The organism is Mycobacterium sp. BK086, from assembly GCA_004362315.1.
In the GTDB taxonomy this organism is placed as follows: Bacteria; Actinomycetota; Actinomycetes; order Mycobacteriales; family Mycobacteriaceae; genus Mycobacterium.
The window spans coordinates 1,049,431-1,060,459 of sequence record SNWL01000003.1 but is presented as its reverse complement, the minus strand read 5'-3'; the positions used below and the strand labels follow the sequence as shown (position 1 = coordinate 1,060,459).

Here is an 11,029-nt window from a genome sequence, read left to right as displayed (position 1 = left end):
ACGCTAGGTGCGGAATGATTCGATGCCCGTCGAACTATGAGCGCCCGGGCAGGGCGTGCTCGATGATCGGCCGGCGCGGCAGCGGATCGCGTTCGTGGCGCTTGGCGGCCAGATAGACCTGCGCGGTCTCGGCGGCCACGGTGTGCCAGTCGAAATCGGATGTCAGTCGCGCCCGCGCGGCGTTCGCCCGCTGTTGTGCGGCAACGGGATCGTCGAGGACGCGACGTACCGCGTCGGCCAGCGCACCGACGTCGCGCGGCGGGAAGGACACCCCGGTCTCGCCGTCGATCACGGCCTCACCGAGACCGCCGACGTTGGAGGTGACCAGCGGCGCACCGGCGGCCGCGGCTTCCAGCGCGGCGATGCCGAACGGTTCGTAGTGGCTGGGCAGCACGGCGGCGTCGGTCTGGTGCAGCAGCCGCAGCAGCTGGTCGTGGTCGACCCGGCCGACGAAGCGAACCGCCTTGAGCACCTTGTGCTTTCGGGCCACCTCGATGAGCCAGTCCTGCTGGGTGCCGTCGCCGGCAATCGTCAGTGTGGTCCCGGGATGGGTGCGCCGGATGCGGGGGAGCGCGGCGATCGCCTCGTGCACACCCTTCTCGTATTCCAGTCGGCCGATGTACAGCAGCTCCGGCGGCCCGGAATGTGCGCGACGGGGTGCGAACGGCCAACGGCTGGAGTCGATTCCGTTGCGGATAACGACGATCTCGCCGAGGTCGGGACCGAACAGGTCGGTGATCTCGTCCGCCATCGACGCCGAGCAGGCGATCAGCGAATCGGACTCCCGGACGAACCACGACTCGACCGCGTGCACCTGACGGCTGATCTGGCCGGACACCCAGCCGGAATGTCGCCCCGCTTCGGTGGCGTGAACGGTGGAAACCATGGGCACGTCGAAGAATTCAGCCAATGCGATCGCCGGGTGAGCGACCAGCCAGTCATGGGCGTGCACGACGTCGGGCTGCCAGCCCTTGGCGTGCAAAGTCAGCCCCGCGCGGGTCATCGCGTGGCCCATGGCCAGCGTCCAGGCCATCAGGTCACGGCCGAAGTCGAATTCGTGCGGATCCTGCGCGGCGGCGATCACCCGCACGCCCTCGTGGACCTCGTCGGTGGTCGGATGCGTGCTCGGGTCGGTGCCCGATGGCCGCCGCGACAGCACGACGACGTCGTGGCCGTCAGCGGCCAGCGCGGTCGCCAGCTGATAGACGTGCCTGCCCAGCCCGCCGATGATCACCGGCGGGTATTCCCACGACACCATAAGGATTTTCACGGCATGACTTTCTTCCGCGAGGGCGCGTCAACTGCTCGCTGTAGCGGCGTGTCGGCGCGCCGACACGCACGCTCGCGGAGAGGAGTTCTCATTTGAGCCGCCTGGCGTCCAGTGCACCGAACAGGCCGTCGGCGCGGTTCCATCCCGCGGCCAGCCGCTCGGCGGCATCGCGGCGTCCCGACGCCAGTGCGTCGGAGATCTCCCGGGTGGCATGGGCGTGCAGGTGTGCACGGTAGCGGGCGTAATCGGCCGCGGAATCCTTGCTGACCATGAACGGCCAGTCGCTGGACACGGTCAGCAGTGTCTCGCGCAGGATCTGGTCGGCGACGAAATCGCGGCTGGGTGCGCTGTGCGCCAGGGCCTTGTCGACTGTCGTGAGCGCCGTGTCGACCACCTCGGTGTTGAGCTGGACCAGGTCGGCCACCTGTTCACCCGACCACACCTGCCAGTCCTTGCCGGATCCCCAAGAGCTGGGCGGCAATTCGACCGGCGCGCCGACGAACCCGGCGGACAATGCATCGCTCAGCGTGCCGACCCGAATACCGGCCTCCGGCAGCGCACGCAGCAACCGCTCCAGCCAGATCGGTCCCTCGTACCACCAATGCCCGAACAGCTCGGTGTCGAAGGCGGCCACCACGTGGGCAGGACGGCCGATGCGTTCCGATTCGGAGATCAGCCGCTGACGCACAAGCCCGACGAAGTCGGCGACGTGGGTGTCGATCGCCTTGTCGGCACGCTCGGAGTCGTACGGCGCCTTGGCATCTGAGTCGACGTTGCGTCCGGTGACCCGCGCGGGCTTGAGCCCGGTCAGGTGGTCGTAGGTGTGGAAGTCGCGGTAGGCGGCGTGGCCTGGGTAGCCCGACTTCGGCGACCACACCCGGTAACTGACCTGCAGGTCACGCCCGAACGCGACCACGTTCGTCGACCCGACCGGCCGGCCCAGCGCGGTGTCACCGTGCAGGGAGGGGCCGTCGACCATGAAGTGGCCGACACCCGCGGCGGCGTAATCGAGTTCCATGCCTGGGGCATAAGCACATTCGGGCGCCCAGATGCCCTTGGGTGTGTGGGCGAACCGCTGACCGGCGTCGGCCAGCCCTTCGCGCAGCGCGAATTCGCGCAGCCGCGGATTGAGCAGCGGCTGGAACGGGTGGGCCAGTGGACCGCCCAGCAGTTCCACGGTGCCCGCGTCGAGCAGCTGGCGCAGCAGCGGGCTTGCGCCGTGTCGCCAGAGCGTGCCGAACTCGTCCATCGCCCTACTGGCTTCGTCGTACTCGCGAATGCCGAACTCGCGCAGCGCTTCCGGCGTGGTGGCGGTGCCGGGCTCGGCGCCCGTCGGGGTGCGCAGCGTGGCGGCCTCCAGCGCACGCAGCTGCCAGTTGGCCAGCCAGCGGTGCATGCCGTCCAGGCAGTAGGGGTCGTCGAGCTGGGCGGTGACCACCGGCGTCATACCGAGGGTGAGCACACCGCGGCGGCCCTCGGCGGCAAGCGTGCGCAGTACCCGCATCAACGGCAGGTAGGCCGCCGACCAAGACTGGTAGAGCCATTCCTCGCCGACCGGCCAGCGACCGTGATGGGCCAGCCACGGCAGGTGGGTGTGCAGGACCAGGGTGAACTGGCCGGGTACTTCGCCCCTCATATGCGCACCGCGATCGCCACCAGATCGAGGCTGTCGTCGATATCGCGCTCGGCCGCGTCCAGCAGATCGAAGTCGTCGCACGCCACGGCGGCCACATCGGCCAGCAGGTCCGCGGACCACGGCGCATCGGCCAGCGCCCGCGCGATCTGCGCGTCGATGATCGAGCCGCCGTGCCGCTCGTCCATCGCCACCAGACCCGCGCCATGAAAAACCCCGCTCATCGAGCGCATCCGGAAGCCGTTGCCGGTCAGCAGCTCCGTCATTTCGTCGGCGTTGAGCTCGCGGGTGTGGAACGGGTTGATCGGAGTGTCGCGGCCGGGGGAGAAGGTGATCCGGTTGGGCGTCGACATCAGCAACAAACCGCCAGGTCGCAGCACGCGGGCGCATTCGGCGACAAACTGTGGCTGATCCCACAGATGCTCGATGACCTGGAAGTTCACCACAACGTCAACCGAAGCATCGGGCAGCGGCAGCGCGGCCAGATTGCCTGCCAGCATCTCCACCCTCGGGTAGCGAGCCTGCACGTGCGCCACCGTCGCCTCGTCATAGTCCACGGCCACCACGCGGCCGGCCACCGACGCGATCAGATCGGCCCCGTAGCCTTCGCCGCACCCGGCCTCGAGCACGTCGCGACCTGCGCAGAGGTCCAACAGGCGGCGATAGACCACCTCATGGCGACGGAACCAGTAGTTCTCTTCCGCCAGTCCGGGGATGGTCCGCTCGCCGGTCAGCGGTAAACCGCTGTCACCTGCGTCAGTCACGAATGCGCTCATTGCAAGGCAGGCTAACCCGAAGTTGGCGGTTCGCGAACTGCTCGGTACCGATGGGCTGCTAATACACAAACTTCGACCAGCTATGGTGTTCGTGCGAACCACTCTAAGTTACCCATCGGTAACATGATGTGAGTTGCGGAATGACCAAAAGTCTTGCGACCTTCGCTGGCCGCAGGACGCCTGCCAGGAGGACGTAGAAGACTCATGACGAACATCGTGGTCCTGATCAAACAGGTCCCAGACACGTGGTCCGAGCGAAAGCTGTCCGACGGTGACTTCACGCTCGATCGCGACGCCGCCGATGCCGTGCTGGACGAGATCAACGAGCGCGCCGTCGAAGAAGCCCTGCTGATCAAGGAGCGAGAGGGCGATGCAGGCGGCACGGTTACCGTGCTGACCGCCGGCCCGGAGCGGGCCACCGAGGCGATCCGCAAGGCGCTGTCGATGGGTGCGGACAAGGCCGTTCACCTGCTCGACGCCGGCCTTCACGGTTCCGACATGGTGCAGACCGGCTGGGCCCTGGCCCGCGCGCTGGGCGCCATCGAGGGCACCGAGCTGGTCATCGCCGGTAACGAGGCCACCGACGGCACCGGCGGTGCGGTCCCGGCGATCATCGCCGAGTACCTCGGCCTGCCCCAGCTGACGCACCTGCGCAAGGTGACCGTCGAGGGCGGCAAGATCACCGGCGAGCGGGAGACCGACGACGGCGTGTTCACCGTCGAGGCGTCTCTGCCCGCGGTCATCAGCGTCACCGAGAAGATCAACGAGCCGCGCTTCCCGTCCTTCAAGGGCATCATGGCCGCGAAGAAGAAGGAAGTGGCCACCCTGACGCTGGCCGAGATCGGTGTCGAGGGCGACGAGGTCGGCCTGGCCAACGCCGGTACGACGGTGACGGCGTCCACGCCGAAGCCGCCGAAGACCGCAGGCGAGAAGATCACCGACGAGGGCGACGGCGGCACGAAGATCGCCGAGTACCTCGTTTCGCAGAAGATCATCTAGAACCCCGACCCGGACCATTCGAAAGACTAAGAGGCTGAACAGCTATGGCTGAAGTACTTGTGCTCGTCGAGCACGCCGAAGGTGCGGTGAAGAAAGTCACCGCCGAGCTCATCACCGCCGCCCGCACCCTGGGCGAGCCGTCCGCCGTCGTGATCGGTGCCCCCGGCACCGCCGCGCCGCTGGTCGACGCTCTCAAGGAGGCCGGTGCGGCGAAGATCTACGTCGCCGAGTCGGCCGACGCCGAGGGCTACCTGATCACCCCGTTCGTCGACGTCCTGGCGTCGCTGGTGGAGTCGGCAACTCCGGCCGCCGTGCTGCTGGCCGCCAACGCCGACGGCAAGGAGATCGCCGGCCGGTTGGCCGCACGCACCGGTGCGGGCGTGCTGTCCGACGTCGTCGAGGTCAAGGAAGGCGGGGTGGGCATCCACTCGATCTTCGGTGGCGCCTTCACCGTCGAAGCCAAGGCCAACGGTGACACCCCGGTGATCACCCTGCGTCCGGGTGCTGTCGACGCGGCGCCTGCCGCCGGTGCCGGCGAGCAGGTCAGCGTCGAGGTGCCCGCACAGGCCGAGAACGCCACCAAGATCACCAAGCGTGAGCCTGCCGTCGCGGGCGACCGTCCGGAGCTCACCGAGGCCAGCGTCGTGGTCTCCGGTGGCCGTGGTGTCGGCAGCGCCGAGAAGTTCTCGGTCGTCGAGGACCTGGCGGACTCGCTCGGTGGCGCCGTCGGTGCCTCCCGTGCAGCTGTCGACTCCGGCTACTACCCGGGCCAGTTCCAGGTGGGCCAGACCGGTAAGACGGTCTCGCCGCAGCTGTACATCGCGCTGGGCATCTCCGGTGCGATCCAGCACCGCGCCGGTATGCAGACCTCGAAGACGATCATCGCGGTGAACAAGGACGAGGAAGCGCCGATCTTCGAGATCGCCGATTACGGCATCGTCGGCGATCTGTTCAACGTCACGCCGCAGCTGACCGACGCGGTCAAGGCCCGCAAGGGTTAAGTACCTCAGAAAAGCCCCCGGCACCGGTTTCCGGTGCTCGGGGGCTTTTCGCTTCTATTGGTCATCGAGCGTGCACGAACACGTCACGCGGGCGTTGACATCTCGCCGACCGCCTCGGCAACCGTGCAGCTATGAGCACTGCCTCTGTACTCATAGCCCCTGACCAGACCGAGACCGCCGCCCTCCGCGGCCCCCGCTACTCGCTGCTGCTGTCCACCGACCCCACCCTGATCGAGGCGGCCCAGCGGCTGCGCTATCAGGTGTTCACCACCGAGCCCGGTTACGCACTGCCAGCCGACGGCGACGGCCGTGACGCTGACCGGTTCGACGAGTTCTGCGACCACCTCCTGGTGCGCGAGGACATCTCGGGCGAACTTGTCGGGTGCTACCGCATGTTGCCGCCGCCCGGTGCGATTGCCGCTGGAAGCCTCTACACCGCAACGGAATTCGACGTGAGCGCGCTGGATGTGCTGCGGCCGTCGCTGGTGGAGATGGGCCGCGCGGTGGTGCGCGGCGACCACCGTAACGGCGCGGTGGTGCTGCTCATGTGGGGCGGAATCCTGGCTTACCTGGACCGCTGCGGATACGACTACGTGACCGGCTGCGTCTCGGTGCCCACCCACTCAGAAGACCCGGCGGGGGCACCTCCAGGTTCTCAGGTTCGCGGGGTGCGCGACTTCGTCCTGCGCCGGCATGCTGCCCCGGCCGAGCTCACGGTCCACCCGTACCGCCCGGTGGTCCTCGACGGGGTCGGGCTCGACGACATCGCGCCACCGGCCAGGCCCACCATTCCGCCGCTGATGCGCGGCTACCTGCGGCTGGGCGCCCGGGTCTGCGGTGAACCGGCTCACGACCCGGAGTTCGGCGTCGGCGACTTCCCGGCCCTGCTGGACAAGCGGCAGGCCGACGTTCGGTACCTGACCAGGCTGCGATCGGTCTCGGCGGCCAGCGAGATGGCCGGCGGGATCGAGGAGTCGGCATGACCGCCCCCGAGCACGCCTGGCTGCCCCGGGCCCTGTGCGACGACAGCTGCGTGCGCGCCGGCGGTGCGCCGCCGTCGCGGCGGTTCATCGCCGGGTTGCGCGCCACGCTGCGCATCACCGCGGCGCTACTGCTGTTGCTGATGGTCCCGCTGCTGGCGGTCCCGATGCCTGGTCGTTCGCGGGTGCAACGGCTGTACTGCCGCACATTCCTGCGCTGCCTCGGCGTGCGAATCACGGTGTCGGGTGGGCCGATTCGCAATCTTCGCGGTGTGCTGGTGGTCAGCGGCCACGTCTCCTGGATCGACATCTTCGTCATCGGTTCGGTGCTGCCGGGTGCCTTTGTCGCGCGGGCCGACCTGATCGACTGGCCCGCGGTCGGGCTGGCCGCCCGCATCATGAAGGTCATCCCCATCGACCGCGCCAGCCTGCGCAGGCTGCCGCAGGTGGTCGCGCAGGTGGCTGACCGGCTGCGCAACGGGCAGACCGTGGTCGCCTTCCCGGAGGGCACCACCTGGTGCGGGCTGGCCTACGGACAGTTCCGCCCGGCGATGTTCCAGGCCGCAGTCGACTCCGGCCGCCCGGTTCAGCCGCTGCGGCTGACCTACCACCACCGCGACGGGCGGCCCTCGACGGTGACGGCGTTCGTCGGTGACGACACGCTCTGGCAGTCGCTGAGCCGCACGGTGCGGGCCCGGCTGACCGTCGTCGACGTGGAGGTCACCTCCTTGGAGCTGCCCGGTGCTGACCGGCGCGAACTGGCGGCCCGCTGCGAGGTGGCCGTGCGCGGTCAGAACGCCCCCCGCTTCGAGCACACCCACGCACTGGCGGGCTGATTCGGCCGCCGAACGGCAGCGCGACGTTCGGCGTGGTCAGGGCGACCTGCGGCGGCCGGTATCCTGGACGGGCTATGAGCCCGACCACCGGTCCGGTGTATCTCGACCACGCTGCCACCACCCCGATGCATCCTGCTGCCATCGAGGCGATGACGGGCGCGCTGGCCACCGTCGGTAACGCCTCCTCGCTGCACACCGCGGGCCGCGACGCCCGTCGCCGGATGGAGGAGGCCCGGGAGAGCATCGCGGCGCGGCTGGGCGCGCGTCCGTCCGAAGTGATCTTCACCGCCGGCGGCACCGAGAGCGACAACCTCGCGGTCAAGGGCATCTACTGGGCCCGCCGCGACGTGGCACCGGCTCGCCGCCGCATCGTGACCACCGCCGTCGAGCACCACGCCGTGCTCGACGCGGTCACCTGGCTGGCCGAGCACGAAGGCGCCGAGGTGACGTTCCTGCCGACCGAGTCCGACGGCTCGGTCACCGCCGCAGCGCTGCGCGACATCCTGCAGGAGCACGATGACGTGGCGCTGGTTTCGGTGATGTGGGCCAACAACGAAGTCGGCACGATCATGCCGATCGCCGAACTGGCTGCCGTGGCCAGCGAGTTCGACGTGCCGATCCACAGCGATGCTGTGCAGGCGGTCGGCCACATCCCGGTCGACTTCGCAGGCTCGTCGTTGTCGGCCATCAGTGTGGCCGCGCACAAATTCGGCGGGCCCACCGGCGTCGGCGCCCTGCTGCTGCGCCGCGCCACCGCGTGCGTCCCGCTGCTGCACGGCGGTGGCCAGGAGCGCGACGTGCGTTCGGGCACACCGGATGTCGCCGGCGTGGTCGCGATGGCCGCGGCGGCCGATATCGCCGTCGAGACCCTGGACGCCACCGGCGCCCATCTGCGCACTCTGCGTGACCGGCTGATCGACGGGGTCTTGGACTCCATCCCCGACACGCATCTCAACGGCGCGCTGGGCGACCGGCGGCTGCCGGGCAACACCCACTTCACCTTCCGCGGCTGTGAGGGCGACTCCCTGCTGATGTTGTTGGACGCCAACGGAATCGAATGCTCCACCGGGTCCGCCTGCACGGCCGGTGTGGCGCAGCCGTCGCACGTCCTGCTGGCCATGGGTGCTGATGCCGAAGCCTCCCGCGGTTCGTTGCGACTGTCGTTGGGGCACACCAGCACCGATGCCGACGTCGACGCGGCGCTGCGGGTGCTGCCCGCCGCCGTCGAACGCGCCCGCCAGGCGGCACTGGCCAGTTCGGCATTGGGAGCGCTGCGATGAGAGTGCTGGCCGCGATGAGCGGCGGCGTCGATTCGTCGGTGGCCGCCGCCCGGATGGTCGACGCCGGCCACGACGTCGTCGGTGTGCACCTCGCCCTGTCCAAGGCGCCCGGAACGCTGCGCACCGGCTCGCGCGGCTGCTGCTCCAAGGAGGACGCCGGCGATGCCCGCCGCGTCGCCGATGTGCTCGGAATCCCGTTCTACGTCTGGGATTTCAGCGACAAATTCGCCGAGGACGTCATCGACGACTTCGTCTCGTCCTACGAGCGCGGCGAAACCCCCAACCCGTGCGTGCGGTGCAACGAGAAGATCAAGTTCTCCGCGCTGGCCGCCAAGGCGCTGGCGCTGGGCTTCGACGTGGTGGCCACCGGCCACTACGCCCGGCTGTCGCAAGGCCGGCTGCGCCGTGCGGTCGACGTGGACAAGGACCAGTCCTATGTGCTGGGCGTGCTGACCGCACAGCAGCTGCGTCACGCCGCGTTCCCGGTCGGTGACACCCCCAAGCCGGCGATCCGCGAGGAGGCCGCCAGCCGCGGGCTGTCGGTGGCCGAGAAGCCCGACAGCCACGACATCTGCTTCATCCCGTCGGGGGACACCCAGGCCTTTCTCGGCGCCCGAATCGGGGTGCGGCGCGGCGCGGTCATCGACGACGCCAGCGGTGCCGTACTCGCCGAGCATGACGGCGTGCACGGCTTCACCATCGGGCAGCGCAAGGGTCTCGGCATCGCCGGACCCGGGCCCGACGGACTGCCGCGCTACGTCACCGCCATCGACGCCGACACCCAGACGGTGCGGGTGGGCGCGAAAGAAGACCTCGAGATCCGGTCGCTGACCGGTGCGAGCCCGGTGTTCACCTCCGGCGTCGCGCTTGCGGGGCCGGTGGAGTGCGAGGTCCAGGTGCGCGCCCACGGCGGGGTGGTTCCCGCGGTCGCCGAAGTGGTCGGCGATGAGCTGCAGGTGGCGCTGCGGACCCCGCTGCGCGGTGTCGCGCCCGGGCAGACGCTGGTGCTCTACCGGCCCGACCCGGCCGGTGACGAGGTCATCGCCAGCGCGACGATCACCCATCGGCAGTGAAGCGCAGCCACCGACACTGGCTCGCCATGCTGCTGATCGCGGCGTTGTCGGTACTCCCGGTTGCCATCAGCCACGCGGATGCGCCGCGCTGGTCGGGCCTGGATGCCCGGTTCTACGACGGCCCGATCCCGCCGCCGGGCAACACCATCGAGTCGGTCCCGCTCGACCCGGCGTTGTCGCTCACCGGCGCCGGTCCCGCCTTCCGGGTGCTCTATTCCACCGTCAACCAACACGACCAGCCGGCCGTCAGCACCGGTGCGGTGTTCCTGCCGCCGGGTCCGGCACCGCCCGGCGGATTCCCGGTCATCGCCTGGGCGCACGGGACCGTCGGGCTCGGCGATGACTGCACCCCCTCGGCGCTGCCCCGAACCCCACGGGACAACGACTATCTGTCGCACTGGCTGGCCGAGGGGTACGCGGTGGTCGCCAGCGACTACGTCGGCCTGGGCACGCCCGGGCTGATGAGCTACCTCAACAGCGTCACCACCGCCCACGGCGTCATCGACTCGGTGGTCGCCGCGCACCGGATGGGTCTGCCGCTGTCACCGAAATGGGCGATCGTCGGCCAGTCGCAGGGTGGCGGTGCGGCGATCAGCAGCGCACGGTGGGCCACCGAGTTCAGCCACGGGAGCGGTCTGGACTACCGGGGCGTCGTTGCCACCGGCACGCCGGCCAACATCGACAAGCTCATCCACCAGGCCGGACCGGAATTCGCGGTGCCGGAACTCGGCCCGATCGCCAACGCCTACACCGCCTACATCCTGGCCGCCCTGCGCGAGGCCCGCCCCGACCTCGACATCGACAGCGTGCTCAGCCCCGCCGGCCTGGACGCCGCCAACCGTGCCGAAACCCTCTGCACCCTGGCTCTTTCCGATGCGCTCGCACACATGACACCGGCCGGCTTCTTCATCGCGCCGCTGGACTCCATCCCCGGCATGGCCGATGCGCTCTACGACTACATGGGCACCCCGTCAACGGGTTTCGACCGGCCCATCTTCCTCGGTGTCGGCCTGCTCGACCGCGACGTTCCACCGGCATCGACGCTGTCGTTCTACGACCAGCTCGTCGCCAACAACCAGAACGTCACCTTGCGGATCTATCCCGAAGACGACCACAGCGGCACCGTGCTGGCGTCCCTGCCTGACTCCACGCCGTTTCTGCGAAAGGCGTTCGCCGACTGA

Annotated in this window: 10 protein-coding genes; 7 read left to right on the top strand and 3 right to left on the bottom strand. The window is 69.3% G+C overall.

Annotation, left to right across the window (positions count from 1 at the left end; genetic code table 11):
- Positions 1 to 34 precede the first annotated feature (34 nt).
- From EV580_RS05115 to EV580_RS05105, 3 genes are all read right to left on the bottom strand, one after another.
- Positions 35 to 1,270, bottom strand: a complete 1,236-nt coding sequence (locus tag EV580_RS05115) for a glycosyltransferase family 4 protein (protein WP_133690012.1) — start codon at positions 1,268 to 1,270, stop codon at positions 35 to 37.
- Between the two features lie 88 nt (positions 1,271 to 1,358).
- Positions 1,359 to 2,906 (bottom strand): 1,4-alpha-glucan branching protein domain-containing protein, encoded by a 1,548-nt coding sequence (locus tag EV580_RS05110; protein WP_133690011.1) that lies wholly within the window; start codon positions 2,904 to 2,906, stop codon positions 1,359 to 1,361.
- Positions 2,903 to 3,748, bottom strand: a complete 846-nt coding sequence (locus tag EV580_RS05105; protein ID WP_370581723.1) for a class I SAM-dependent methyltransferase — start codon at positions 3,746 to 3,748, stop codon at positions 2,903 to 2,905. Before EV580_RS05105 ends, EV580_RS05110 begins: the two co-directional genes overlap by 4 nt.
- A gap of 135 nt (positions 3,749 to 3,883) precedes the next feature.
- On the opposite strand from EV580_RS05105, the gene EV580_RS05100 reads away from it, so the two are divergent.
- The 7 genes from EV580_RS05100 to EV580_RS05070 all read left to right on the top strand — a co-directional run bounded on the left by EV580_RS05100 (position 3,884) and on the right by EV580_RS05070 (position 11,029).
- Positions 3,884 to 4,678, top strand: coding sequence for an electron transfer flavoprotein subunit beta/FixA family protein (locus EV580_RS05100; RefSeq protein WP_133690009.1), 795 nt, complete (start codon positions 3,884 to 3,886; stop codon positions 4,676 to 4,678).
- A gap of 44 nt (positions 4,679 to 4,722) precedes the next feature.
- Positions 4,723 to 5,679, top strand: coding sequence for an electron transfer flavoprotein subunit alpha/FixB family protein (locus EV580_RS05095; protein ID WP_133690008.1), 957 nt, complete (start codon positions 4,723 to 4,725; stop codon positions 5,677 to 5,679).
- A 131-nt stretch (positions 5,680 to 5,810) separates the two neighbouring features.
- A complete protein-coding gene (locus EV580_RS05090; protein WP_133690007.1) occupies positions 5,811 to 6,662 on the top strand; it encodes a GNAT family N-acetyltransferase in 852 nt (283 codons plus the stop codon).
- A complete protein-coding gene (locus tag EV580_RS05085; RefSeq protein ID WP_133690006.1) occupies positions 6,659 to 7,495 on the top strand; it encodes a lysophospholipid acyltransferase family protein in 837 nt (278 codons plus the stop codon). The genes EV580_RS05090 and EV580_RS05085 overlap by 4 nt, the downstream gene beginning before the upstream one ends.
- 74 nt (positions 7,496 to 7,569) lie before the next feature.
- On the top strand, positions 7,570 to 8,775 hold the full coding sequence (locus EV580_RS05080; protein ID WP_133690005.1) for a cysteine desulfurase family protein: 1,206 nt from the start codon (positions 7,570 to 7,572) through the stop codon (positions 8,773 to 8,775).
- A complete protein-coding gene (gene mnmA, locus EV580_RS05075; protein WP_133690004.1) occupies positions 8,772 to 9,848 on the top strand; it encodes a tRNA 2-thiouridine(34) synthase MnmA in 1,077 nt (358 codons plus the stop codon). Before EV580_RS05080 ends, mnmA begins: the two co-directional genes overlap by 4 nt.
- A 26-nt stretch (positions 9,849 to 9,874) precedes the next feature.
- Entirely contained in the window at positions 9,875 to 11,029 is a 1,155-nt protein-coding gene (locus tag EV580_RS05070) for a lipase family protein (RefSeq protein ID WP_133691049.1), read from the top strand.

What these genes read in the sequence shown, in the direction of transcription:
- EV580_RS05110 (WP_133690011.1), bottom strand. Translation starts at nt 2,906, where the DNA reads ATGAGGGGCGAAGTACCCGGCCAGTTCACCCTGGTCCTGCACACCCAC.
- EV580_RS05100 (WP_133690009.1), top strand. Translation starts at nt 3,884, where the DNA reads ATGACGAACATCGTGGTCCTGATCAAACAGGTCCCAGACACGTGGTCC.
- EV580_RS05095 (WP_133690008.1), top strand. Translation starts at nt 4,723, where the DNA reads ATGGCTGAAGTACTTGTGCTCGTCGAGCACGCCGAAGGTGCGGTGAAG.
- EV580_RS05090 (WP_133690007.1), top strand. Translation starts at nt 5,811, where the DNA reads ATGAGCACTGCCTCTGTACTCATAGCCCCTGACCAGACCGAGACCGCC.
- EV580_RS05085 (WP_133690006.1), top strand. Translation starts at nt 6,659, where the DNA reads ATGACCGCCCCCGAGCACGCCTGGCTGCCCCGGGCCCTGTGCGACGAC.
- EV580_RS05080 (WP_133690005.1), top strand. Translation starts at nt 7,570, where the DNA reads ATGAGCCCGACCACCGGTCCGGTGTATCTCGACCACGCTGCCACCACC.
- mnmA (WP_133690004.1), top strand. Translation starts at nt 8,772, where the DNA reads ATGAGAGTGCTGGCCGCGATGAGCGGCGGCGTCGATTCGTCGGTGGCC.
- EV580_RS05070 (WP_133691049.1), top strand. Translation starts at nt 9,875, where the DNA reads ATGCTGCTGATCGCGGCGTTGTCGGTACTCCCGGTTGCCATCAGCCAC.